Consider the following 26407-nt stretch of genomic DNA (forward strand, 5'->3'; position numbering starts at 1 on the left):
CACTTTACCTCTTACGCCAGACGTGGGTTTACTTTTTCAGGGTTGATGTTGTATTTTTTGATTGCTTCTTCAACAACCTTCACATCAATCTCACCACGTTTAGCTAATTCACCTAATGCAGCAACAATCACATAAGAAGTATCAACTTCGAAGTGGTGACGCAGGTTTTCACGGCTATCAGAACGACCGAAACCATCTGTACCTAATACGCGGTAATCATCTGCTGGTACATAAGTACGAACTTGTTCAGCGAACAGTTTCATGTAGTCAGTAGAGGCAACAGCTGGCGCATCATTCATAATTTGAGCGATGTAAGGTACACGCGGTGCTTCAGATGGGTGTAGCATGTTCCAACGTTCACAATCTTGACCATCACGAGCCAGTTCAGTGAATGAAGTTACGCTATAAACATCAGAACCAATACCGTATTCAGTAGACAGGATTTGTGCTGCTTCACGAACGTGACGCAGAATAGAACCTGAACCCAGTAACTGAACTTTACCTTTCGCGCCTTCCAGTGATTCCAGTTTGTAGATACCTTTACGGATACCTTCTTCAACACCGGCTGGCATTGCTGGCATATGGTAGTTTTCGTTCAGTGTAGTGATGTAGTAATAAACGTTTTCTTGTTTATCACCATACATACGCTCTAAACCGTCTTGCATGATTACAGCAACTTCATAAGCGAATGCTGGATCATAAGAGATGCAGTTAGGAATAGTCAGCGATTGAATATGGCTATGACCATCTTCATGCTGTAAACCTTCACCGTTAAGTGTTGTACGACCTGAAGTACCACCTACTAAGAAACCACGAGCTTGTTGGTCGCCCGCTGCCCAACATAAGTCGCCAATACGTTGGAAACCAAACATTGAGTAGTAGATATAGAATGGGATCATTGGCAGATTGTTAGTGCTGTAAGATGTTGCAGCGGCTAACCAAGATGCGCCAGCACCCAGTTCGTTGATACCTTCTTGCAGAATTTGGCCTTTAACGTCTTCTTTATAGTAAGCAACTTGCTCACGGTCTTGAGGCGTATATTGTTGGCCATTCGGGCTATAGATACCGATTTGACGGAACAGACCTTCCATACCGAAAGTACGTGCTTCGTCCGCAATAATTGGAACTAAACGATCTTTGATAGATTTATTTTTCAACATTACGTTCAGAGCACGAACGAATGCGATAGTTGTTGAAATCTCTTTAGATTGTTCTTCCAGTAATTGGCTGAAATCTTCCAGTGCTGGGATATCCAGTTTTTCTTCAAAACGTGGACGACGAGCTGGCAGGTAACCACCTAAATCCTGACGACGTGCGTGCAGGTATTTGTATTCTTCTGAGTCTTTATCAAAAGTAATATAAGGCAGGTCTTTGATTTGCTCATCAGCAACAGGAATACTGAAACGATCACGGAAATGGTGAACACCATCCATGTTCATTTTCTTAACTTGGTGAGCAATGTTTTTACCTTCTGCCGTTTCACCCATACCATAACCTTTGATGGTTTGAGCTAAAATAACAGTTGGTTGGTTTTGAGTGTCTTTTGCTTTTTGGAATGCAGCAAAGACTTTCTTCGGATCGTGACCACCACGGTTTAATGCCCAGATTTCATCATCAGTCATATCTTTAACTAATGCAGCTGTTTCTGGGTAACGATTGAAGAAGTGCTCACGAACATAAGCGCCGTCACGAGATTTAAATGTCTGGTAGTCACCATCCAGAGTTTCATTCATTAATTGAATGAGTTTACCTGAAGTGTCTTTACGCAGAAGCTCATCCCAACGATCGCCCCACATTACTTTGATAACGTTCCAGCCAGCACCCGCGAAGATACCTTCTAATTCGTTAACAATTTTGCCGTTACCTGTAACTGGGCCATCAAGACGCTGTAAGTTACAGTTAATCACGAAGCACAGGTTGTCTAATTTTTCGCGAACTGCGATGGTGATAGCACCTTTAGATTCTGGCTCGTCCATCTCGCCATCGCCTAAGAACGCATAAACAGTTTGTTTAGTCGTATCTTTTAAGCCACGGTGATTCAAATATTTCAGGAATTTAGCTTGATAAATTGCAGATAGTGGTCCCAGACCCATAGAAACTGTTGGGAACTGCCAGAATTCAGGCATTAATTTAGGGTGCGGATAAGAAGATAAACCTTTACCACCAATCTCTTGACGGAAGTTGTTTAATTGATCTTCAGTTAAACGACCTTCTAAGAATGCACGAGCGTAGATACCTGGGGAGATATGGCCTTGGAAGTAAACCAAGTCACCGCCATCAGTTTCATTTTGCGCACGGAAGAAGTGGTTAAAGCACACTTCATATAAAGTTGCAGAAGATTGGAATGACGCCATGTGTCCGCCGAGTTCCAAATCTTTTTTGGATGCACGCAGAACCATCATTACTGCGTTCCAGCGAATAGCAGAACGAATACGACGCTCTAATTCCAGATTGCCAGGGTAAGCGGGTTCATCTTCAGCAGGAATGGTATTGATATAATCACTGTGTACAGAACCGCCTAAAGCGATATTAAGACCACCATTACGGGCTTGTTTTAATACCTGATCAATCAGGAACTGTGCACGCTCAACACCTTCTTCACGGATGACCGAGTCGATCGCTTGTAACCAGTCGCGAGTTTCGATCGGATCCACGTCATTTTTCAGCATATCTGACATGGTGTATTCCTTATCTGTTATCTGTTTTTAATGGTTATGGGAGCCTATCTTCCCGTTATACCCATCTGATATGACGGGAAGATAGGCCCTGCTGTTATTACCGCTTCCCCTGAAAATCACAGGGTGATAGGTAGTACAGATTCAGCGGTCAGGATCTGTGCTACTAAAATAAATCAGGATGTTGTTGTAGCCGGCGCAGAGAGCGCTCACGGCGAGTATGTTCACGACTCATATCCAACAAAACATCTTCAATAAAGGCCAAATGGCGATGTGATGCTTCACGCGCAGCTTCTGGCTCTCTATTAATAATAGCCTGATAAATCTGACTACGATGCTCACTTACTGCAGTTAACATCTCTTTACGAGTGTAAAGAAACTCAAAATTCTGGCGGATATTTTGCTCAAGCATCGGCACCATGCATCGTAATAGATGCAATAACACGACATTATGAGCAGCTTCCGTGACAATTAATTGATATTGCAATACAGCTTCGGACTCAGCGGCTAAATCACCCTTTTCATGGGCTTTCAAAATGCAATCATGGCTAGCTTTGATACGATCAAGATCTTCGTCAGTACCACGTAATGCAGCGTAATATGCGGCAATACCTTCAAGTGCATGACGAGTTTCTAAAAGATCAAATTGAGATTCGGGGTGCCCGCTAAGTAGTTGAGCTAAAGGATCACTAAAACTTTGCCAGAGATTGTGCTGAACAAAAGTACCACCGCCTTGGCGACGGAGTAAAAAGCCTTTAGCTTCTAACTTTTGGATAGCTTCACGCAATGAAGGGCGAGATACATCAAATTGCTTCGCCAGCTCACGCTCAGGTAAGAGTTTTTCTCCTGGGCGCAGAGTACCTTCTAAAATCAGATGCTCAAGCTGTTGCTCAATAACATCAGAAAGCTTAGGTTGGCGGATTTTTGTATAAGCCATATTGCTGGAAGCCATTATTGGATAACTATTACCTTAGTGATTGAGTTGTCAATTGGTAATACCAATTTAATATAACGGATAATAAAGTAACAAAGTATTCACTAACTGTCCATACAGTTGTTGAGCGAAATCATAAAAACCTGCAAATTTTAACAAATTATTTTAAAAATTCATCAAAAGTGATAACTAGATCGCATTATCTAGAAACGTTAAAAATAAATTTTTTAACGTTTTTTAAACACATAAACAGTCAAACTGAAGCGTGACAGCAATATTATTTTGAATTTAAATTCACATTTAATAGCTTTAAATTCATTTAAGGTGGTTATTTTGTTAACAAACTGCGGTAATAAGCCCAATCAAAGTGAGGCCCCGGATCGGTCTTTCTATTTGGTGCAACATCACTATGCCCGGTAATGTTCTCTTTAATGGAGGGATAAAGAGCAATAAGCGATTGAGTTATCTTCACTAATTGTTGATATTGTTGCTGGGTAAAATCGCACTCATCAGTACCTTCAAGCTCAATACCGATTGAGAAATCATTGCATTTTTCTCTGCCTTTATATAAAGAAACGCCAGCATGCCACGCTCTTTCAGTAAAAGGCACATATTGCACAATTTCTCCATCACGACGAATAAGACAATGAGCCGATACTCTTAAGTTAACAATCTCACTAAAAAAAGGATGATCTTGCTCTGATAATGTATTGGTAAAAAGCTGGTCAATATAAGGTCCACCAAATTGCCCTGGAGGCAAACTGATATTATGAACAATTAATAAAGAAGGAAGCTCACCTTCAGGCCTCTTATCATGATTAGGTGAAGGAACCTGTCTAGCATCGATTAGCCAACCCTGTTTAATTTCCACATCAACCCTCTTTTATTTTGTTTTAGCCATTATCAATAACTTTATTAACTCATACTCATCAATAAATGCGAACTTTCCCTCAATAATAAAGGTTAAATATGTATATCTCCTTTTTCTTTTCGATATTTTACTCAAACTTTATTTTATCTATTCGCCAATAAAGTCCTTTTTTTTCATACTTCTAGTGTCTATTACTCAAGGAGGACGCTAGATGAATGTACTTAACTATCACTCTAATGAAAATGGTTTTACCCTTATGGAGCTTATGATTGTGATTGCTATCATCTCAATTTTAAGCTCAGTTGCTATTCCCGCCTATCAAGGTTATATCCAAAAAGCCGCATTAACCGATGTCTTACAAACACTGTCACCTTATCGTTCTGGGGTAGAATTATGTCGTTATGAAAACGAACCTCAACACTGTAATTCTGACTCCTCTTTTATACCGCAACAATTTCGTAGTCGATATTTATCCGATATAAATGTGTTACACGGTGTGATTAGTGCAACTGGAAAAGCACAACTTAATGGTCTGACAATCACCATGTCGTCAGAGAACGGAATTAACGACCTTGTTCCAGTATGGAAAACACAATGTTCTGCAACAAATCTTGCGTTACAAAAACAGTGCAGTGAGATTTTAAAATCATATTAGTGCTTTTAAATATAAAGGAGCACTCATCTTGAGTGTTCCTATTACGCACTTTAAACATTAAATACAACATAGATAAATCAAAAAGTATTAAAGAGGTGAAGAATGGATATCACACACTCTGCAACAGAATTTATTGAGCACCTATTACGTACAAGTATTTTAAAACGCGTCTCTGATTTGCATATAGAGCCTCAACAAATCAGTGTAAGAATTCGAGCCAGAATAGATAACCATTTATATCTATTTTCACCACCTCCAGATGAGTTTTCTGAAGAAATAGTGACTCGCTTAAAAGTACTCGCTAACTTAAATATTGCAGAGAAGCGATTACCTCAAGATGGGCAATTTAATTGGTCTTATTATGAAAAAAACTATTCAATACGAATTGCAACACTTCCCACGTTGTATGGTGAAAAAGTGGTTTTACGGCTTATCAATAATTTACAACAACCGAAATTAAATCATCTGGGCTTTCAACCCTCACATTTAACGCTATTAAAGAAATATTTAAATTTGCCACAAGGAATGATTTTAGTTACAGGGCCTACGGGAAGTGGAAAAACACTCACACTATATAGTTGTTTACGTTATTTAAATAAAGAAAACCTAAATATAAATAGTGTTGAAGATCCTGTTGAATTACCTTTAAAGGGCATTAATCAAACGCAGATTTCTGAAAAATCAGGGATCTCATTCACGACAATATTACGAGCATTACTACGCCAAGATCCTGACATTATTATGGTAGGTGAAATACGTGATCAATCTACTGCCGAAATGGCAATAAAAGCAGCACAAACAGGGCACCTTGTATTATCAACCTTACATACTAATTCGGCTTCATCCACATTAATGCGTCTATATAACTTAGGGATTGAAAAAGATCTTATTCATTCCTGTGTTAGCTTAATTATTTCACAACGGCTAGTTCGTTGTTTATGCCCACACTGCAAAATATGTCTATCCGATAAACAGCATATAGATATAAATAAAGAAATGATCGAATTACCAAACTGGCAAGCGGTTGGTTGCCAGCAATGCTGTTCAGGCTATAACGGAAGAACGGCTATTTATGATTGCTTTGAGCCTTCAAAACAAACTCCTTCATCCCCTTATCATTTACTCTATTCTGGCTTTTCATTAATTAAACAAGGAATAACGACACTTGAGGAGGTTTATCAAACACTAGGAGATATTGAATGAGATTACAGCTAATTTATCGCTATGATGCATTAACTTATCAAGGAGAATGGTGTACTGGAAAAATACTTGCATCCTCTAATAACGAAGCATTTATTAAACTAACACAACAACAAAAACTCCCCATAAAAATACGTTTATTTAAAATTGTTTTATTTCAAGATACTGATAAGCAATATCGGATTCAATTATTCGAACAATTAGCTCTATTACTTCATTCGGGGTTAGCACTTCTTCCCGCATTAACACTATTAAAAGATGAATGCCGTTACTCACATTGGCAATGCGTATTAGAAGATATCATTTTCAACTTAATGCAAGGAGGTTCTCTTTCTAAACAATTAACTCGCTACCCACTTTATTTTCCAATCTCATTGAGTCGTTTTATTTTTATTGGTGAAGAAAGTGGAAAGTTAGATGAAGTTATTACGCTTCAAATAATACAATTAAAGAAACATCGAGAGATTGTTAAAAAAATCAAAAAAGCCTTTAAATATCCAACCTTTTTACTCACCGTATTAATTTTGATTACCAGTATTATGTTGCTCTATGTTTTACCTGAATATCAGTCTTTATACAGTGCTTTTAATACAGAACTTCCTATTTTAACACTCACCCTAATTACTTTTTCGCAATGGCTTGCTGATTATATCAATATGATAGTGTTTATCTTTATAGGATTAATCGTTGCTTATCGCTTAATTCGACACTCTTTTTCACTATTGTATTTTGCTGAACAAATCTTTTTTCTTCATATTCCTTATTTAGGTAAGCTTTTAAAGTATCAGCAATTACACCTTATTTTTCAAATAATCAGTATCACACAACAAGCCGGATTACCTTTATTACAAGGTTTAAAAATAGGGACAGAACAACTTACACACCCTATTTATAAGCGAGTACTTTCTCAAATGAGCGACCACATTATGCAAGGTAAATCGTTGAGCTTATTTATGAAAAATGAACCTCTTTTTACGCCTATCTGTTATCAATTTATCATTTGTGCAGAAAATTCGGGGCAATTGCTCTACTTTTGTCAGCAATTAAGTGATTGGTTTTATCATCAACTTGATGAGCAATTAAATACCATTAGTGCTTGGTTAGAGCCAATATTGATGACGGTCATTGCATTGATTATTGGCACATTAATCATTGCTATGTATCTTCCTATATTACAGTTAGGTGATACTATACAGTGAATCACAAATTTTATGAGTAACATGCTGTTACTATGTGTTGTACTAACTTATTGATTGATGGTAATTCTATTGCGTATTATGAGGTAGGATGTCAGGGTAGCAGAAAATCATCTATCATAATAACCGAATAAAACCCAAATATTGCGGTTATTATCTTGTGATAAAAACAAAATTAGGCTTTAGAATACCTAGACTAATAGTAAATTTTAATTCATTAAAAACAGATAAACACAAATGGCTTATACGGTTGCTCTTACAGGCGGAATAGGCAGTGGTAAAACTACCGTTGCTAATGCTTTTGCCTCATTAGGTGTACCGCTTGTCGATGCTGATGTTATTGCTCGATTAGTGGTAGAGCCCCAATCTTTAGGACTAAATGCATTGCATCAGCATTTTGGTGACTGCATTTTGCTACCCGATGGCTCATTAAACCGAGCACAATTGCGCCAGATTATTTTTGAAAATAATGAAGAAAAAACTTGGGTTAACAATCTTCTTCACCCATTGATACAGCAAGAGACTCAAAGACAAATACAACAAATCAAAGCGCCCTACTTTATTTGGGTTGTTCCATTATTAATTGAAAATAAATTAACGCATCTCGCCTCTCGTGTTCTTGTTGTCGATGTTACACAAGAAGAGCAAATAGAAAGAACCATGAAACGAGATGGTGTCAGTCGAGAGCAAGTTCTCAATATTTTAAAGGCTCAAGCTCAAAGACAGGAACGATTAGCCGTCGCTGATGATATTATTGAAAATCACGATAATAGCCAAAATATGATTGGAAAAGTTAAGCAACTCCATCAGCATTACTTAGAATTAGCTCAACAAGCGTTACAGGACAATTGCCATGAGTGATGACATCACAACAATCATCTTCGAACATCCCCTCAATGAAAAAATGCGTTCATGGCTTAGAATTGAAAACTCATTGATTCAAATTAACAGTTTTCGTGCAATTGATTCATTACCCACAGCACTCTCGTTTTTCCGTGCGATATCAGAATTTATTGAAGTCCTTGATCGTGGTGAAATCCGTGCTGAATTACTTAAAGAATTAGAAAAAAGACAAAAAAAATTACAGCAATGGCTTTCATTTCCTAATGTTGATAAAGCGATTGTCACTCAAATTATTGATGAACTAGCTGAAAATGCAGCCGTACTAAGTAAAGCACCTCGCATTGGTCAACATTTAAAACAAGATAAAGTCATTAGTTTAGTCAAACAGCGTCTAAGTATTCCCGGTGGATGCTGTAACTTTGATGTGCCAGCCTTACATTTATGGTTAAGCTTACCTCAAGCAACTCGTGATGAAAGATTACAAAGCTGGCTGACGGGTTTATTACCATTACAAAATGCATTAAATAGTTTGCTCATGCTGATTCGCCAATCAGATACATTCAAGCCTGCTCTTAGTCACCGTGGTTTTTACCAAGACAGCGCTGAAGAAGGTGAATTGCTACGTCTTAAAATAGCCATTGATCATCAAATCTATCCTCAAGTTTCAGGGCATAAAAATCGCTATGCGATCCGCTTTTTACCACTTGATAGCGAAAATGGAACTGTCCCTCTAGAGCTACCTTTTGAGATCGCTTGTTGCTAACATTATGTTTATTGATATGAGCATAAATAGCACCAATGAAATCTAGGAGAGATAATGAGCGAAGAATTAATTGTAAAATGTCCAACCTGTCAAACAGAAGTTGTTTGGAATGAGAGTAGCCCTTATCGCCCTTTTTGTAGTAAGCGTTGCCAACTTATTGATTTAGGCGAATGGGCAGATGAATCAAAACGCATTCCAAGCCAAAGCGATATTAATGACAGCGATGATTGGAGTGAAGCGCCACAACAAGAGCCTAAAGACTTTTAATGTGCCAATCCTGAACATAAAATAGCCACTCGACTGAGTGGCTATTTTATTTATAGATGCTTATTTGGCACTATTCTGCTTTTACTTACTTTTGCAATAACGCCACAATAGTACGGTTAGCAGGCGGAAAATCATCGGCATTTAACGATCTAATCGATGTCCACTTAAATTCTTGTCCCTCTTTGCCATAGGGCTCATTATCCCACTGCGTGACTAAGAAAAAGGATAAGGTAATGTGTCTATCTGGAAAATCATGCTCTACCGTTTCAAAAAGTGAGCATTGCGTTACATCAATACCGATTTCTTCTTGTAACTCACGAACTAACGCCTGCTCTGGAGTCTCTTTATCTTCTAATTTTCCTCCTGGAAATTCCCAAAATCCCCCCATATGTGATTTTAGAGGGCGTTGGGTGATAAAGACATTATTGTGTTGATCACAAATAATACCCGCAGCAATATGTAGCTTCTTTTTATCCATCATAGACAACCTATTGAATAGTCACATTATTATAACAACTTAGCGTTATTATAACGTATATCCAACGGCGCTACTCTGGTTTTCTTCCCCTGACTATCTCAATTAATTAACGATAATTCTATTAATTAACGATAAATAGGTAAGAAACCGAACTGTGCTAATGTTTGGCAAATAATCCCTACTGCACCAAAAGCGATAACAGCATAAATTAATCCTTTGCCTCCCCACACTTTAAAGCCTGAATTTGGGAATTTCTCACGGGCTTTCAGCGCCATAACCGCAGGACAAATAATTGCCCATACACACGCTGCGGTTCCTGCATAAGCAATTGCAATTAAGAAACCATTAGGGAAAAGTAAACATAATAGTAACGGCGGCGTAAAACATAAAACGCCAGATTTTAAGCGCCCTGTTTTGTTATCTTCAAATTTTAGTGATGCTAAAATATAGTCGAACAGACCAATCGCTACCCCTAAAAATGAACAGAATACGGCACTAATAGAAAACCATAATAAAAATCCTTCAATATATTTACTATTTAATACAGTATATAAAGAATCAATAAAGGCATCTAAGTTACCGCCCTTTTGGATAATTGTAATAAATTGCTCACGAGGTAAATTCCCCATCGTGCCAATCATCCAAAGTAAATAAATCACTAATGCTAAAACACAACCAATCACACAACTTTTTACAACTTTTCTTTCATTTTCATGATAGAGCTTATAAAGACTACAAACATTACCATGATAACCAAAAGAGGTAATAGCATAAGGAATAATGATAAAAATAAAAGGATAAAGATATAATTGGCTTTTACCTTCAAAGGTTGCCGTAAATAATAAATCACCTCTCGCTTTAAAGAATAATCCTGAGAATGCTAATACGAATAGAACAATCTTAATAAATAAAAATATTGAGGTTAAACGGCTGGCACAAGCGCCTCCCCACCATATTGTTGCTCCAAGCACTATGGTAAATACAAAGAATATCACTCTAAGATTTAAATTAAGCCCATATAATGATGAAGCTTCATAAATGATCGAACCCGCAGCAGAGATATAAGCATAAATTAATATATACAATACAAATATCAAGGAAGCATTCGCGAGATAACACGCCCATTTAGGTAATAACTCTTTCGATATATGAAAGTAGTTTGTTCCTGCACCATATTTCGATATACATTCAAGAATATAAATTCCAGAATGAAACATAAAGAAACAGACAATAAATAATATAAAGAGTGAGTTAATAAACCAAGCACCAGACATTATTGTTGGTAGGCTAAACATTCCCGCACCGATCATGGCGCCGCCCAACACAAATCCCCCTACAATAATTGAGGGTTCTTTATTTACCGACTTATTTTCCATTTTTTAGTCCTTACTGAAATAAGGATAGGGCTCTCGCATTGCACGAGAGCCATTATTATTGTGGAGTATTATTTATTTGATAGGTTTTAATCTAGCAGTAAAGTGTCTTAATACAGGTGGTTCATATTCGAACTCAAGACCTTTAAGCGTTTTAAACTTCTCTTTTAAGCCGATAAGCGCGTCAGCTATATAATCCATATGGTCGTTAGTGTAGACACGACGTGCAATGGTTAAGCGCATAAATTCCATATCTGCGTGTTTTTGCTCACCCGTTGCAGGATCACGACCAAGTAAGAACGAACCAATTTCAACAGCGCGAACACCAGACTCTAAGTAAAGTGCGTTAATTACAGCTTGAGCTGGGAATTGATCACCTGGGATATGCGGTACTAGTTTTTTACAGTCAACGAAAACAGCGTGTCCACCAGTAGGATATTGAATAGGAATGCCCGCTTCACGTAAACGGTCACCCAGATATTGAACCTGACCAATACGATAGTGCAAGTATTCTTCCTCAGTACCTTCTTCTAAACCTTGTACCATTGCAGCCATATCACGACCCGCTAAACCACCATAGGTAACAAAGCCTTCCATTGGTACACAGCGCTGTCTTGCTAATGTGAATACTTCTTCATTATCACGAATTGAGACTAAACCACCGATATTTAACAGTGGATCTTTCTTAGCTGACATTGTTAATGCATCAGCATATTTATACATATCTAAAATAACTTCTTTGATTGTCGCATTTTTATATTTAGGATCACGCTGTTTAATGAAATACGCATTTTCACAATAACGCGCCGAGTCCATAACAACAAAAATACCGTGTTGTTTTGCGATTTCGTAAACTTCTCTTAAATTATCCATTGAAACAGGCTGACCACCAGCACTATTACAGGTCACTGTTGAAACAATGGCAACAACGTTATCAGCACCATGTTTGGCAATATTTTCTTTTAATTTAGCAATATCAAAATTGCCTTTCCAATCATCATAGGTTTCTGAATCAAACGCTTTTTCAGTAACAATATTAATTGCTTTACAGCCATTTAATTCAACGTGTGCTGCTGTTGTATCAAAATGGAAGTTAGAAATAAATACAGGATTTTTTGCTTTTCCATCTTTTTGTTTATATTTTAATAATACTGGGAAAAGAATATTTTCAGCACCACGTCCTTGGTGAGCAGGAATAATATAATCGTAGTTAAATAATTCTTTGGCTTTGTCTTTTAAATCATAATAGTTTCTTGAACCTGCATAAGCTTCATCACCTGTTATCATTGCTGCCCACTGGTGATCACTCATTGCGTTAGTACCAGAGTCTGTTAATAAATCAATATAAACAGCATGACTTGGTAATAGGAATGGGTTATATCCTGCTTCTTTTAATGCGGCTTCACGTTCTTCTCTTGAAGGAACACGGATTTTTTCTACCATTTTAATACGGAATGGTTCTACGATTCTTTTAGCCATGATAATACCTTTAATATAAATTAAATAATAAAATTAGAATAAATAAAATAATCTTCCCATTTAAATTAAACGGAAAAAGAGTATTAAATTATTTTGAATGGATATAAAAAAGGATTATTTTTCAGGAAAGTAGAAGGCGAGTTCAGAATCAATATTAAACCATTTCTTCAATCTGAAGAAACCTCTTAATATTATTAAAACATTAAATGATGAGAACATACTTTAACCCTTATAGTCAGGAAATAGTACAATTTACACGCTAATTTATATAACAGTTAAACACAATTAGTAATATAACAATAGTATATTTTGGACAAAAATCACACTATTTATAATAAATAACATATTAACGTGATCACTATCACTTACTTTAATTTTTAATAAACTATTTTTTATGGCTTAAATTTTTATTGATAACACTAAGTGGTAATACATGTATTTATATTGCATTTTCACAAAATGAAAGTTGTATTTAAATAACCATACTTTTTACCATGATTAATAATTTAACAATAAAACCCTAATCTCTTTACTTCTCTAATGCGCATTTTATTCATTAAAATGAAATAATAATTCATGAAATATTTATTCCAGAATACAACTTTAATAAACTGATAAACAACAAATGAAAAGCTAATTAACCTGCTTCTTTTTCATATCTTCGAATCCCCTCTCATTATTTATCGTCTCTTTATAAAAAATGAAAAAGTTTTAATTAGCATAGCTGAATCGATGGTAACTTAAGCAAGAAGAAAAAATAACGCAGAAGATTATAACTATGAAAATCAACATAATAGAAGCCATTTAAATGAATCATTTGTTTAATTAATACTATTTGAGATATCAATCATTTTAGTTATGTCGCTATTTAATATCGAAAGAGATGGAAATTTATCTTTATTTCATCGATTTTTAATTTCTTTTCATATTGAGAGTACCCGGTATTTATTATTCTAAAATTAACGATAATATAAAAACATTAATTATTATCTTTCTATATTTAAGCAATATTATTTATATTTGAATTAATACCTTTATATTGAGGTAAAATGAGAAAAAAAGTTATTTTATTAACACTATTAAGTGGATTTTCAACCTGTGGATTAACAGCAAATGACGCCGGTTATTTAGGCTCGATGGGAGAATCGCGGCGCGCATTACAAGATAGCCAACGTGAAATAAACCAACTTATTGAACAAAATCGCTATCAACAACTTCAAGAAAATGCATTAGAGGTTTCACCTACCCCCACACTTATTACTGAATCAGAACATTGTTTGCCTATTAATGGTGTATATGTTCAAGGAATTACTTTACTTAATGAAAAAGATCTTGATTCCTTAACACCATTACCTGAGCAATGTATAAAAAGTGCTGACGTTAACCGTTTAGTCAAAGAGTTAACCCAACGCTATCTTCAACATGGTTATATCACGGCAAGAGTTCAATTTTTACGCCCAAATCAAGAGCAACAGCTTGGGCTGTATGTTATTGAAGGCTTTATTGAAAAAATTGAAGGCGGTGATCGAGGTGTTAACACCGCACTACTTTTCCCTCAGGTTGAAGGAGAGCCTCTTAAGCTTTCAAAACTGGATCAGGGGCTTGATCAAGCAAACCGCTTACAATCGAATAAAGTTAAGCTCGATATATTGCCTGGTACGCAACTAGGTGGCTCTATTATTCAGCTCACAAATCAGCGACAAGCACCGTGGCATCTAAATATTTCAAGTGATAACTATGGGCAAAAAAACTCAGGGCGCTGGTTAGTTCGAACCAATGCAAGCTTAGACAGCCCATTAGGGTTATCTGACTTTGTCAGTTTAAATGCCAGTATTACCACTGATAATCCAAATACACGCTTTAATCGTGCTTATACCCTACTCTATTCTTTACCTTATGGTGCATTGACATTCAGTACTTTTGGTAGCTATTCGGAGTATGAATTTCATCAAGCATTGCAAACACGTACTGTACGTTTATCTGGTGATACGACACAAGTTGGTTTAAGGGGAGATTACGCTTTTTATCGTAGTCAAAAACAGATTGATACCTTAAACATGCAGATAACACATAAGCGAATACGTAACTATTTCAGCCAAATCCGCCTTGATCTCAGTAGCCCTGCACTGACAACGGTAGAGTTAGGTATCAACCATTTACACATTGTTCCAAATGGTGTCATCAGCGTTAACTTAAGTGCAGAGAAAGCTATTAGTTGGTTTGGTGCAGATGAATCACCTCGTGTTGCTAATGGCAATGGTAATGACTATCGCTTTACAAAAGTTAAGCTTTTTGCCAATTGGCAACATCGTTTTGCCTTATCTAATTCTACATTTTTATTCAATAGCGCCTTCTTTGGTCAATATAGCCCTGACACCTTACCAGGTGTGGAATGGCTTAGCTTAACGGATAAAAACGCAATCCGTGGTTTTGACCAAAGTACACTTTCTGGCGATAACGGCGGCTATTTACGTAATACGCTTTCTTATCCTTATCGGATAAACACATTTTCAATCACCCCTCGAATTGGTCTCGATGCTGGTCGAGTTCAACAACATGGTAACTATGAAGGATGGCGTAGTGGCTATGGGCTAAGTTCGGGCTTAAATCTCCAATATCAAAAAGCACAATTCGATATTGAAGTCGCCAAGGGGCATTTGCTTTACAACCAAACGAATTCCAATAAAACCAAAGACCCTACTCAAGTGTTAGTTAGATTTTCATATTTATTTTGATTCACACTCATAGCAATAAACGGAGAAAACTCTATGAAATCAAAAAACTTCAAGCTCTCTCCTTCGGGTAGGCTTGCTGCATCTTTAGCGATTATTTTCGTATCACTAAATGCATATGCTGGCGGTATTGTTCCTGATGCGGGCAATCAAGGACCGAATGTTTCATCAGTCAATGGTGGAACTCAAGTCATTAATATCGTTACACCAAATAACGAAGGTATCTCTCATAACCAATATCAAGATTTTAATGTAGGTAAACCAGGTGCTGTTTTTAACAACTCCTTAGAGGCAGGACAATCACAACTTGCTGGACAATTAAATGCCAACAGCAATTTAAATGGACAAGCCGCTTCTTTAATTTTAAATGAAGTTGTTAGCCGAAACCCTTCGTTCTTATTAGGTCAGCAAGAAGTTTTTGGTATCGCCGCGGAATATGTACTTTCTAACCCAAATGGTATTACCTGTGATGGATGCGGTTTTATCAACACCAGCCGCTCGTCTCTGGTTGTCGGTAACCCATTGTTTGAAAATGGTGAGTTAAAAGGTTATAGCACGCTTAACAATACGAATTTACTTTCTATTGGTAAAAACGGATTACACGCTCCCGGCCTTTTAGATTTAATTGCACCTCGTATTGATAGCCGAGGCAAAATAACTGCAGCAGAAATTTCTGCATTAACAGGTCAAAATACGTTCTCTCAACGCTTTGATATTCTTTCATCACAAAAACCCGCTTCTGCTTTAGATAGTTATTTCTTTGGTAGTATGCAATCTGGTCGTATCCGCATCATTAATACCGCAGAAGGTAGTGGTGTTAAATTAACAGGTAAGTTTGTTGCTGATAATGAATTAAGTGTCAGAGCGGACAATATTCAAACGGATAGCCAAGTTCGCTATGACAGCTACGACAAAGATGGTAGTGAAAACTATCAAAATTACCGTGGCGGTATTGCTGTTAATAACAGTGGTTCAAGCCAGACTCTGACAAAAACAGAGTTAAAAGGTAAAAACATCACATTAGTTGCTGATAATAAAAACCAAATCAAAGCCTCTGATTTAATGGGTGATGATATTTTATTACAAGGCGCTCATTTAACGGTTGATGGCAAACAGTTACAGCAAAAAGAGACTGATACTGACAATCGCTGGTTCTATTCTTGGCAATATGATGTCACTAAAGAAAAAGAGCTAGTACAGCAAGTTGGTAGCCATATTGATGCCAAGAACAATGCGACATTAACAGCAACTAAAGGTGATGTAACACTTGAAGGTGCCAAAATTAATGCGGGTAACACTCTGGCAATTAATGCTAATCAAGATATCAATATCAACGGATTAGTTGAGAAAGAAAATCGTAGTGAAAACGGCTACAAACGTAACCATACTTCTCGTTTAGAAACTGGTAGCTGGAGCAATAGTCATCAAACAGAAACCTTAAAAGGCAGTGAGTTAACTGCGGGTAAAACGCTGGGTTTAAATGCTGAAGGCTCTGTTACTGCTCAAGGCGCAAAATTACATTCTCATGAGAATGTTGTTGTTAACGCTAAAGAGAATATCAATCTTAATGTTCAAAATACTAACAATGATAAAACAGTAACCGACAATCATGTCGTTTGGGGTGGTATCGGCGGTGGTAATAATAAGAACAATAACAATAAACAAGAAGTCAGTCATTCAACACAATTGACTGCTGATGGACAACTGTTACTTGCAGCAGATAACAGTGTCAAAATCACAGGTAGTCAAGTCAAAGGCAATCAAGGTGCCTTTGTTAAAACGACTCAAGGCGATGTTGTTATTGATAATGCGATCAGCGAAACCATCACTAAAACAGATGAACGTACAGGTACTGCATTTAACATTACTAAAAACTCCCACAAGAATGAAACTAATCAACAGCATTCAACGGGTAGTGAATTAGTTTCTGATGCAGAGTTAACCGTAGTGAGTGGCAAAGATGTCAATGTAATTGGTAGCTTAATTAAAAGTGCTGATGAATTAGGCATTGAATCTTTAGGTGATATCAACGTTAGATCTGCACAGCAAACCACGAAAATCAATGATGAAAAAACATCATTAGAGATCACCGGTCATGCTAAAGAAGTTGAAGACAAGCAATATAGCGCAGGTTTTCATATCACTCATACATCCAACAAAAACAATAGCACTGAAACTGAACAAGTAGGATCTACGATCAGTGGTGGCAGTGTTAAAGTTCAAGCGGATAAAGATGTCACTTTTGCTGGCTCTGATTTAAAAACAACCGCAGGTAATGCCACTGTTTCTGGTGACAATATTGCTTTTGTTTCAACAGAAAACAAAAAAGAGACTGACAGTACAGATAGAACCATTTCAGGTGGCTTTAGCTATACCGGTGGTGTTGATAAGATCGGTAGTAAAGCTGATTTCCAATATGACAAACAGCATACAACAACTGATATCACCAAAAATAAAGGTAGCGAAACTCAAGTTGCAGGTGATTTAACCATTACCGCAAACAATGATGTGACGCATCAAGGTGCATCACACAAAGTTGATGGCGCGTATAAAGAGTCAGGTGAAAATATCAATCATCTTGCTGCAAATGACAGTGCAACATCTAAAACAGATACCTTAAATATCGGTGTCGATGTGGGTGTTAATCTTGATTACAGCGGTGTCACTCAGCCAATTAAGAAAGCCGTTGAAGATGGTGCTACTGCTGTTAATCCTGACGGCAACAAAGGTATTGATAAAAAAGTTACCTTTAAAGATGCCATTAGTAATCTTGCTAACTTAAGTAATTTAGAAGCACCGAATGTGGGTGTTGAAGTCGGTGTTAAAGGTGGCGGTAGCCAGAAATCACAAAGCGATAGCCAAGCGGTTTCAACATCTATTACTGCCGGTAAAATTAATACTGACAGCAATAAAACGCTACATGACCAAGGTACTCATTATCAATCTACCCAAGGTGATGTCTCACTAACTGCTAACACTCATACCAGTGAAGCAGCACAAAACAAACACCAAGAGTCCTTCCATGAAACAACTGGTGGCGGTCAAGTAGGTGTCAGCACCAAAACAGGCAACGATATTACTGTAGCGATTAAAGGTGAAGGTAAAACTACTGACACAAGCCTAACTACAACCAAAGCTGAAGGTAGCCAGTTTAATTCAGCTGGTAATATCAATATTAATGTACGTGAAGATGCACATTATGAAGGCGCTAAATTTGACGCTCAAGAAGGCAAAACTGTCATTAATGCTGGCGGTGATTTAACGCTGGCACAAGCAACAGATACCCACACTGAAAGTCAACATAACGTAAATGGCAGTGCAAACCTGAAAGTAGGCACAACACCAGACAGTAAAGATTACGGTGGTGGTTTTAACGCAGGTGGTGCAAATCATCACAAAGATCAGACAACAGCAAAAGCAGGTTCAGTGAATGGCTCTCAAGGTATTGAGTTAAATTCAGGTCATAATCTGACTTTACAAGGCACTCATTTAACCAGCGAAAATGATGTTGCTCTGACTGCAACTAACAAAGTTGATTTCCAAGCAACAGAATCTCAGCGTACTGAAACAGGTAAGAACTTATCAGGTGGATTACAAGCGGGCTTCGGTCAAAAAACAGGAGACAAATCATCTTCTGTCAATGGCTTAGGTGGCGCTGAATTTGCTATTGGTAAGCAAGATGAGAAGAGTGTTTCTCGTGAAGGTGGAACCATTGCTAACCAAGGTAATTTAACTGTTAACGGTAGCTCTGTTAATCTTCAAGGTACTAAAGTTAATAGCAAAGATACGCAATTAACCTCTCAATCTGGTGATACTACGCTAACATCAGCACAATCTACGGATTACAAAAACAACTGGGGTACTGATATCTCTTTAAATGGCAAACAAACCAATACGACGCCAAAAGAAGTGACTGAAGAAAATCCAGCAACCTCTATCCATGATATTGGTGGCAAAGTTTTAGTAAACGTTGAAGATCAACAAAAATCCACACACCAAAATGCGTCAGTAGAAACAGGTACATTAACTGTAAATAGCGACAAAAACTTCGCTCTTTCTGGTGCAAATGTTTCTGCGGATAATGTAACGGGTAATGTGGGCGGTGACTTTACAGTAACTAGCCAGAAAGACAGTGATCGTCATGTTGCTGTTGATGTAAATGTTGGTTATAACCACAACAACGATCCTAAATCTAGCCAAGTTGATAAAACAGCCAAGGCAGGTGGATCATTATTAGAAGACACTATCAAAGAGACCATTGATTCAGGTATTAAATCTGCAACTGATGTTATCTCTGATAAATACAATTCACTCTCTTCAACTATCGCAGATAAAACCGGTATCAGTGGCGAGACAAAAGCCAAAATTGATAAAGGCGTTGGCACAGTAGGTAATGGTATCAAAAATATCGTAACAGGTGCTGAAGGTCATACGGCAAATGCGGATATTAAAGTTTCTCATATTGATAATGATGCAGTTACTCAAACCACAACCTTAACTAGCAAAAATGATATTTCATTGAATGTAAGTGGTACAACTAAGCTTACAGGTGCTGAAATTAAAAGTGAGCAAGGTCAGGTTGATTTAGGCGGTAGCAATGTTCAATTAAACAATATTGAAGGTCATCAATATGAAGCAGGTGCAGATCTTGATCTGAAATCATCTGCTGTTGATTTAGTGAAACAACTTGCAGGTGGTGACTTATCATTAAAGTCACCTGTTAAAGTTAATGAAACAGTAAACACAAAATCATCTATTTCTGAAAAATAATAGATACCCCATAAAAGAGTAATGCCTATTCTTTTGTAAGCCCAACCCGCTTGTTATCACAATAAGCGGGTTTTTTATTTATCTGCTTAGATTTCACTGAACATCCAATAAATTTACGCTTCTTTAAGATTTAAATAAAATACAGAAAATGGTAAAAAACAGATAACGCATTGAATTAAAAATAGAAAAATACATTTTTTCGTAGAAATTAAATCAACCTCGATTCCTTGACCTTCCCCTAATGGTAAAGCCTAAGCTTTATCTCATACCATATTTAAGAGGGGATTTTTGATGAACACTAAGACTACGTTGTCCTCTGCCAATCGGCTAAGTTTACCTGTTGAAGGTATGACATGTGCATCCTGTGTTGGTCGTGTCGAACGGGCCTTAAAAGCCGTACCACAAATACAAGATGCTGTTGTCAATTTAGCAACTGAACGTGCAGATATTACATTTACAAATACACCCGATCCCGCAGCTGCCGTGAGCGCTATTGAAAGTTCAGGTTATAAAGTACCCGAAGAGATAACTGAGCTGGCAATTGAAGAAATGACCTGTGCATCTTGTGTTGGTCGTGTAGAAAAAGCACTGGCGCAAGTTCCCGGTGTATTAGAAGCCACGGTAAACCTTGCAACTGAACGCGCTCGTGTGCGCCATTTATCAGGCGTAGTATCGATCACTGATTTAGAGATCGCCGTTGTACATGCCGGCTATAAACCTCGTCGTTTATCTGATGATCCAGCAAACACACGTGATGTAGGTGAAGAGCGCCGTGCAAAAGAGGAACGTTCATTACGCCGCGCATTACTTATCGCCGCTGTCTTCACATTACCCGTTTTTGTTATTGAAATGGGATCGCACTTTATTCCCGGTGTACATGGTTGGGTTACTCGAACTCTGGGGCAACAGCTAAATTGGTATATTCAATTTATCCTCGCCACTATTGTGATGTTTGGCCCCGGTTTACGCTTTTTCCAAAAAGGGATACCTGCGTTATTACGCGGTGCTCCTGATATGAACTCATTAGTATCTGTTGGTACAGCCGCCGCTTACGGCTATTCAGTGGTATCAACCTTTATTCCTCAAGTCCTACCTGCGGGCACAGCCAATATCTATTTTGAAGCCGCTGTTGTGATTGTCACCTTGATCTTGTTAGGAAGAACGCTTGAAGCCAAAGCTAAAGGAAATACATCTCAAGCCATTAAACGGTTAGTTGGTTTACAAGCCAAAACAGCGCGAGTGTCTCGTCATGGTGAGACATTAGAAATCCCTCTAGATCAAGTTGTAATGGGAGACATCGTTTTTGTTCGCCCCGGTGAAAAAATACCTGTTGATGGAGAGATTATTGACGGTCACTCTTACGTTGATGAGAGCATGATAACCGGCGAGCCTGTACCTGTATCGAAAGAGATTGGTTCTGACGTTGTGGGGGGAACTATCAATAAAACAGGTGCTTTTAGTTTTAAAGTCACCAAAGTTGGCTCTAACACTGTATTGGCACAAATCATTCGCTTAGTGGAGGAAGCTCAAGGCTCTAAACTTCCTATTCAAGCACTTGTTGATAAAGTCACCATGTGGTTTGTGCCGGTGGTTATGTTAGGTGCAACAATCACCTTCTTTATTTGGTTAGCTTTTGGTCCAGATCCTGCATTAACCTTTGCACTAATTAATGCCGTTGCCGTGTTAATTATTGCCTGTCCATGTGCAATGGGATTAGCAACGCCAACATCCATTATGGTGGGTACCGGTCGTGCAGCAGAGTTGGGTATTCTTTTCCGTAAAGGTGAAGCCTTACAAGCCTTACGTGATGTCAATGTTGTCGCTCTTGATAAAACAGGCACATTAACAAAAGGCCGTCCTGAATTAACAGATTTAATTCCAGCAGAAGGTTTTGAATATAATGAAACCTTAAGCCTTGTTGCTGCTATTGAAACTTATTCGGAACACCCTATTGCAGAAGCTATTGTCAATGCGGCTAAAGAGGCGGGATTAACACTCGCTACGGTTGAAAATTTTGAAGCAGTTCCGGGTTTTGGCGTTAGTGCAACAGTGGGCGGAAGAGCCGTATCTGTTGGTGCTGATCGCTTTATGAAACAACTTGGATTAGATGTCAGTCACTTTATCTCTTCAGCACAGAAACTCGGTGAGCAAGGCAAAAGCCCTCTTTATGCAGCCATTGATGGACATCTTGCTGCCATTATTGCAGTTGCAGATCCGATTAAAGAAACAACCCCTGAAGCAATCAAAGCGTTACATGATTTAGGTTTGAGAGTTGCCATGATCACCGGTGATAACGAAGCCACAGCAAAAGCGATTGCTAAACAGTTAGGTATTGATGAAATTGCGGCTGAAGTACTTCCTGATGGAAAAGTCGAAGCCTTAAAGCAATTTAGCCATAAAGGCGCCAAAGTCGCTTTTGTTGGTGATGGTATCAATGATGCTCCAGCACTTGCACAAGCTGATGTTGGGCTAGCGATTGGTACAGGAACCGATGTCGCCATTGAAGCTGCTGATGTGGTGTTAATGTCGGGTGATCTGCGCGGTGTCGTTGATGCAATAGCTTTAAGCCAAGCAACTATTCGCAATATCAAACAAAACTTGTTTTGGGCTTTTGCCTATAACGCCTTATTAATTCCTGTCGCGGCTGGCATGCTTTATCCAATTAATGGCATGTTACTTTCACCCATCATTGCCGCTGCCGCAATGGCACTTTCAAGTGTATTTGTATTGGGTAACGCCTTACGACTAAAACGCTTTCAAGCACCAATAAAAACACATTGATAGATTGATTTTATTTATAGCCAGACTCAACAAAGGTCTGGCTCAATATTATAAAGCGACTACCTTATACTTATAGAGAGCGCTTTATTATCCGATAAGGGGAACATAATGAATATTGGTCAAGCAGCAAAAAAGTCCGGTATTTCAAGCAAAATGATCCGTTATTATGAGCAGATTGGCTTAATTCCAAAGGCTATTCGCACTGATTCAGGTTATCGCGATTACACAGATGCAGACGTAGCTTGCTTTCGTTTTATTCGCCATTCTCGAGCACTTGGTTTTTCAACAGAACAGATATCAACGTTGTTAGTTTTATGGAATAACGGAGAACGCGCCAGCGCAGATGTGAAATCTATCGCGCTCTCCCATATTGAAGAGCTCAATCGTAAAATTGCTGAACTACAACGTATGACAAAAACCTTAGAACACTTAGCGAAAGATTGCCAAGGTGATAACAATCCTGATTGTCCGATTATTGCAGGACTAGTTGAGCCAAAGTCAGGCCCTGAAAGTAAAACAACAAAAAGTCACCTTTCCCACCTTCGCTCTTCAATTTAGTTTTTCTATCAACCATAAAAAAATCCCGCTTATTGCTAAGCGGGATTTTCTTGTTCAACAAAAAAGTTAAATAACCATTATCATCAACGGGTAATTAACCTAATTGACCATGACAATGCTTAAATTTCTTACCCGATCCACAAGGACATGGTTCGTTACGACCCACTTTTTTACCTGCGGCAACTTGACCATCTACTGCTGACATTTGAGATTCTTTTGTCACTTCATGGCTTAATTGCTGTTGTTTAGCTAAACGTTCAGCTTCTTCACGACGGCGACGCTCTAACTCTTCAACTTCTTCTGGTAAACGAACTTGTACTTTGCTTAGCGTGCTAATCACTTCATATTTCAGTGATTCCAACATGTTAGCAAACATGGCGAACGATTCACGTTTGTACTCTTGTTTTGGATCTTTTTGTGCATAACCACGTAAGTGGATACCTTGGCGCAAATAATCCATTGCTGCCAAGTGCTCTTTCCACAGTGAATCCAGCGTTTGTAACATCACGCCTTTTTCAAAGTTACGCATCATCTCAGCACTAACGATCTCTTCTTTCGCTTTATAGACTTCGATAGATTTTTCTAAAATACGCTCACGCAATGTTTCTTCGTGTAATTCAGGCTCTTTATCTAACCACTCTTTGATTGGTAAATTTAAATCAAAGTCTTTTTGTAGACATGCCGTTAAGCCTTCGATATCCCACATTTCTTCCAGTGATTGAGGTGGAATATAGTTATCAATCATTGAAGTGAAGACGTCTTGGCGAATGCTATCGATAGTTTCGCTTACGTCTGCCACATCCAGTAATTCGTTACGCTGAGTATAGATTGCACGACGTTGGTCATTTGCTACGTCATCATATTCAAGCAGTTGCTTACGAATATCAAAGTTACGGTTTTCTACTTTACGCTGTGCGTTTGCAATCGCTTTAGTTACCCAAGGGTGTTCAATCGCTTCTGTTTCATTCATACCTAATTTACGCATCATGCCAGACACTTTGTCTGAAGCAAAAATACGCATTAAGGAGTCTTCCATAGATAAATAGAAACGAGAAGAACCTTCATCCCCTTGACGACCCGCACGACCACGTAACTGGTTATCAATACGACGAGATTCGTGACGCTCAGTACCAATGATATGTAAACCACCTGATGCTAATACTGCATCATGACGCTCTTTCCATTTAGCTTTGATTTCTTCGATTTGCTCTTCAGTTGGCTCTTCAAGTTTAGCCACTTCAGTTTGCCAGCTACCCCCTAACACGATATCGGTACCACGACCAGCCATGTTAGTTGCGATAGTTACCGCTGAAGGCAAACCTGCGTTAGCAATGATGTCTGCTTCCATTGCGTGGAATTTCGCATTCAGTACGTTATGGTGAACATTCGCTTTAGTCAGCGCTTTAGAAATTTCTTCTGATTTTTCAATTGAAATGGTACCCACAAGAACAGGCTGACCATTTTGAGTACGTTCACGAATATCTTCAATAATAGCTGCAAATTTACCTTGCTCATTCATATAGACTAAGTCAGGCAGATCTTTACGTACCATTGGGCGGTTAGTTGGGATAACAATGGTTTCTAAGCGATAGATAGAGTTAAATTCAAATGCTTCAGTATCCGCAGTACCGGTCATCCCTGCTAATTTTTCGTATAAACGGAAATAGTTTTGGAATGTAATTGACGCTAAAGTTTGGTTCTCATTTTGGATCTTCACACCTTCTTTTGCTTCAACAGCTTGGTGTAAACCATCAGACCAACGACGACCTTGCATTGTACGACCCGTGTGTTCGTCAACAATGATAACTTCGCCATCTTTAACAATGTAGTCAACATCTTTGGTAAATAGCGCGTGAGCACGTAATGCTGCGGTCACATGGTGCATTAACATAATATTAGCGGGTGAGTATAAAGACTCTCCTTCTTTCATCATGCCAGCATCTGCTAATAACCCTTCGATTTTAACCAGACCACGTTCTGTGATGTTCACTTGACGTGTTTTTTCATCAACAGAGTAATCACCTTCACCTTGGAAAGTGTCTGAGTCTTCTTTCTCTTGAGAAATCAAGTGAGGGATCACTTTATTCATTTGGATATAAAGCTCAGAACTGTCTTCTGCTGGACCTGAAATGATCAGCGGAGTACGCGCTTCATCGATTAAGATTGAGTCAACCTCATCCACTAATGCATAGTGTAATTTACGTTGAACACGTTCTTGTGGACTAAATGCCATGTTGTCACGCAGGTAGTCGAAACCAAATTCGTTGTTCGTACCGTAAGTGATATCAGCATTATAGGCTTCGCGTTTTACTGGTGGTGCCATATTTGGCAAGTTGATACCCACGCTTAAACCTAAGAATTCAAACAGAGGACGGTTATTTTCGGCGTCACGTTGTGCCAAGTAGTCATTGACTGTAACAACGTGAACCCCTTTACCTGATAGCGCATTTAAGTATGCCGGTAATGTTGCGGTTAATGTTTTACCTTCACCTGTACGCATTTCTGCAATACAACGCTCATTTAGAACCATACCACCGATTAACTGCACATCGAAGTGACGCATACCAAAGACACGTTTACTTGCTTCACGAACAGTGGCAAACGCTTCAGGTAAAATATCTTCTTCTTTTTCACCGTTTTTTAAGCGCTCACGAAATTCATTTGTTTTCGCTTTTAGCTCATCATCAGTCAGCTTTTCAAATTCTGGCTCTAATTTATTAATTTCAACAACAACTTTGCGCATACGGCGGATTGAACGATCATTACGACTACCAAAAATTTTGGTTACAATTTTACCTAACATAAATCTTTATTCTCATTTATGGCGTGAAA

General features: G+C 38.1%; 18 protein-coding genes. 10 read left to right on the forward strand and 8 right to left on the reverse strand.

Annotation, left to right across the window (positions count from 1 at the left end):
• Nucleotides 1-11: 11 nt before the first annotated feature.
• From aceE to ampD, 3 genes are all read right to left on the reverse strand, one after another.
• Complete coding sequence (gene aceE / locus AB4J89_RS11035; RefSeq protein WP_088494944.1) at nt 12-2678, reverse strand: pyruvate dehydrogenase (acetyl-transferring), homodimeric type; 2667 nt, start codon at nt 2676-2678, stop codon at nt 12-14.
• A 163-nt stretch (nt 2679-2841) separates the two neighbouring features.
• Nucleotides 2842-3612 (reverse strand): pyruvate dehydrogenase complex transcriptional repressor PdhR, encoded by a 771-nt coding sequence (pdhR, locus tag AB4J89_RS11040; RefSeq protein WP_075670940.1) that lies wholly within the window; start codon nt 3610-3612, stop codon nt 2842-2844.
• Nucleotides 3613-3937: 325 nt separating this feature from the next.
• Nucleotides 3938-4480 carry a 1,6-anhydro-N-acetylmuramyl-L-alanine amidase AmpD gene (gene ampD / locus AB4J89_RS11045; protein ID WP_088494943.1) on the reverse strand — a complete coding sequence of 181 codons (543 nt, stop codon included), beginning with the start codon at nt 4478-4480 and terminating at the stop codon, nt 3938-3940.
• Nucleotides 4481-4691: 211 nt separating this feature from the next.
• On the opposite strand from ampD, the gene ppdD reads away from it, so the two are divergent.
• From ppdD to yacG, 6 genes are all read left to right on the forward strand, one after another.
• The gene (gene ppdD / locus AB4J89_RS11050) at nt 4692-5135 is read left to right on the forward strand and encodes a prepilin peptidase-dependent pilin (protein WP_088494942.1); all 444 of its coding nucleotides are present in this window, start codon (nt 4692-4694) and stop codon (nt 5133-5135) included.
• 102 nt (nt 5136-5237) lie between these two features.
• Nucleotides 5238-6338 carry an ATPase, T2SS/T4P/T4SS family gene (locus tag AB4J89_RS11055; protein WP_368469220.1) on the forward strand — a complete coding sequence of 367 codons (1101 nt, stop codon included), beginning with the start codon at nt 5238-5240 and terminating at the stop codon, nt 6336-6338.
• Nucleotides 6335-7534: a type II secretion system F family protein gene (locus AB4J89_RS11060; RefSeq protein WP_088494940.1), complete on the forward strand. Its 1200-nt coding sequence runs from the start codon at nt 6335-6337 to the stop codon at nt 7532-7534. The genes AB4J89_RS11055 and AB4J89_RS11060 overlap by 4 nt, the downstream gene beginning before the upstream one ends.
• A gap of 234 nt (nt 7535-7768) precedes the next feature.
• On the forward strand, nt 7769-8392 hold the full coding sequence (gene coaE, locus AB4J89_RS11065) for a dephospho-CoA kinase (RefSeq protein WP_088494939.1): 624 nt from the start codon (nt 7769-7771) through the stop codon (nt 8390-8392).
• On the forward strand, nt 8385-9137 hold the full coding sequence (gene zapD, locus AB4J89_RS11070; RefSeq protein ID WP_102949476.1) for a cell division protein ZapD: 753 nt from the start codon (nt 8385-8387) through the stop codon (nt 9135-9137). The genes coaE and zapD overlap by 8 nt, the downstream gene beginning before the upstream one ends.
• A gap of 54 nt (nt 9138-9191) precedes the next feature.
• Nucleotides 9192-9404, forward strand: coding sequence for a DNA gyrase inhibitor YacG (gene yacG / locus AB4J89_RS11075; RefSeq protein WP_088494938.1), 213 nt, complete (start codon nt 9192-9194; stop codon nt 9402-9404).
• 85 nt (nt 9405-9489) lie between these two features.
• Here yacG and mutT read toward each other — a convergent pair whose 3' ends face one another.
• The 4 genes from mutT to tnaC form a co-directional block, all read right to left on the reverse strand.
• Complete coding sequence (mutT, locus tag AB4J89_RS11080; protein ID WP_088494937.1) at nt 9490-9882, reverse strand: 8-oxo-dGTP diphosphatase MutT; 393 nt, start codon at nt 9880-9882, stop codon at nt 9490-9492.
• A gap of 125 nt (nt 9883-10007) precedes the next feature.
• On the reverse strand, nt 10008-11258 hold the full coding sequence (locus tag AB4J89_RS11085) for an aromatic amino acid transporter (RefSeq protein ID WP_088494936.1): 1251 nt from the start codon (nt 11256-11258) through the stop codon (nt 10008-10010).
• Nucleotides 11259-11330: 72 nt separating this feature from the next.
• Entirely contained in the window at nt 11331-12734 is a 1404-nt protein-coding gene (locus tag AB4J89_RS11090) for a tryptophanase (protein WP_075670808.1), read from the reverse strand.
• 114 nt (nt 12735-12848) lie between these two features.
• Nucleotides 12849-12953, reverse strand: coding sequence for a tryptophanase leader peptide (gene tnaC, locus AB4J89_RS11095; protein WP_088494935.1), 105 nt, complete (start codon nt 12951-12953; stop codon nt 12849-12851).
• Between the two features lie 830 nt (nt 12954-13783).
• Between tnaC and AB4J89_RS11100 the strand changes: the two genes are divergently transcribed.
• The 4 genes from AB4J89_RS11100 (at nt 13784) to cueR (ending at nt 23575) form a co-directional block, all read left to right on the forward strand.
• Entirely contained in the window at nt 13784-15469 is a 1686-nt protein-coding gene (locus AB4J89_RS11100) for a ShlB/FhaC/HecB family hemolysin secretion/activation protein (RefSeq protein ID WP_311755628.1), read from the forward strand.
• Nucleotides 15470-15502: 33 nt separating this feature from the next.
• On the forward strand, nt 15503-20236 hold the full coding sequence (gene hpmA / locus AB4J89_RS11105; RefSeq protein WP_368469224.1) for a calcium-independent hemolysin HpmA: 4734 nt from the start codon (nt 15503-15505) through the stop codon (nt 20234-20236).
• 291 nt (nt 20237-20527) lie between these two features.
• A complete protein-coding gene (locus AB4J89_RS11110; RefSeq protein WP_368469226.1) occupies nt 20528-23017 on the forward strand; it encodes a copper-translocating P-type ATPase in 2490 nt (829 codons plus the stop codon).
• A 108-nt stretch (nt 23018-23125) separates the two neighbouring features.
• Nucleotides 23126-23575, forward strand: coding sequence for a Cu(I)-responsive transcriptional regulator (gene cueR / locus AB4J89_RS11115; protein ID WP_368469228.1), 450 nt, complete (start codon nt 23126-23128; stop codon nt 23573-23575).
• A 94-nt stretch (nt 23576-23669) separates the two neighbouring features.
• Here cueR and secA read toward each other — a convergent pair whose 3' ends face one another.
• The gene (secA, locus tag AB4J89_RS11120; RefSeq protein ID WP_088494930.1) at nt 23670-26378 is read right to left on the reverse strand and encodes a preprotein translocase subunit SecA; all 2709 of its coding nucleotides are present in this window, start codon (nt 26376-26378) and stop codon (nt 23670-23672) included.
• Nucleotides 26379-26407 lie beyond the last annotated feature (29 nt).

Origin of the sequence: Proteus sp. STS61-E (assembly GCF_040932335.1) — a bacterium.
Lineage (GTDB): Bacteria > Pseudomonadota > Gammaproteobacteria > Enterobacterales > Enterobacteriaceae > Proteus > Proteus mirabilis_B.

What these genes read in the sequence shown, in the direction of transcription:
- aceE (WP_088494944.1), bottom strand. Translation starts at nt 2,678, where the DNA reads ATGTCAGATATGCTGAAAAATGACGTGGATCCGATCGAAACTCGCGAC.
- pdhR (WP_075670940.1), bottom strand. Translation starts at nt 3,612, where the DNA reads ATGGCTTATACAAAAATCCGCCAACCTAAGCTTTCTGATGTTATTGAG.
- ppdD (WP_088494942.1), top strand. Translation starts at nt 4,692, where the DNA reads ATGAATGTACTTAACTATCACTCTAATGAAAATGGTTTTACCCTTATG.
- AB4J89_RS11055 (WP_368469220.1), top strand. Translation starts at nt 5,238, where the DNA reads ATGGATATCACACACTCTGCAACAGAATTTATTGAGCACCTATTACGT.
- AB4J89_RS11060 (WP_088494940.1), top strand. Translation starts at nt 6,335, where the DNA reads ATGAGATTACAGCTAATTTATCGCTATGATGCATTAACTTATCAAGGA.
- coaE (WP_088494939.1), top strand. Translation starts at nt 7,769, where the DNA reads ATGGCTTATACGGTTGCTCTTACAGGCGGAATAGGCAGTGGTAAAACT.
- zapD (WP_102949476.1), top strand. Translation starts at nt 8,385, where the DNA reads ATGAGTGATGACATCACAACAATCATCTTCGAACATCCCCTCAATGAA.
- yacG (WP_088494938.1), top strand. Translation starts at nt 9,192, where the DNA reads ATGAGCGAAGAATTAATTGTAAAATGTCCAACCTGTCAAACAGAAGTT.
- mutT (WP_088494937.1), bottom strand. Translation starts at nt 9,882, where the DNA reads ATGGATAAAAAGAAGCTACATATTGCTGCGGGTATTATTTGTGATCAA.
- AB4J89_RS11085 (WP_088494936.1), bottom strand. Translation starts at nt 11,258, where the DNA reads ATGGAAAATAAGTCGGTAAATAAAGAACCCTCAATTATTGTAGGGGGA.
- AB4J89_RS11090 (WP_075670808.1), bottom strand. Translation starts at nt 12,734, where the DNA reads ATGGCTAAAAGAATCGTAGAACCATTCCGTATTAAAATGGTAGAAAAA.
- tnaC (WP_088494935.1), bottom strand. Translation starts at nt 12,953, where the DNA reads ATGTTCTCATCATTTAATGTTTTAATAATATTAAGAGGTTTCTTCAGA.
- AB4J89_RS11100 (WP_311755628.1), top strand. Translation starts at nt 13,784, where the DNA reads ATGAGAAAAAAAGTTATTTTATTAACACTATTAAGTGGATTTTCAACC.
- hpmA (WP_368469224.1), top strand. Translation starts at nt 15,503, where the DNA reads ATGAAATCAAAAAACTTCAAGCTCTCTCCTTCGGGTAGGCTTGCTGCA.
- AB4J89_RS11110 (WP_368469226.1), top strand. Translation starts at nt 20,528, where the DNA reads ATGAACACTAAGACTACGTTGTCCTCTGCCAATCGGCTAAGTTTACCT.
- cueR (WP_368469228.1), top strand. Translation starts at nt 23,126, where the DNA reads ATGAATATTGGTCAAGCAGCAAAAAAGTCCGGTATTTCAAGCAAAATG.
- secA (WP_088494930.1), bottom strand. Translation starts at nt 26,378, where the DNA reads ATGTTAGGTAAAATTGTAACCAAAATTTTTGGTAGTCGTAATGATCGT.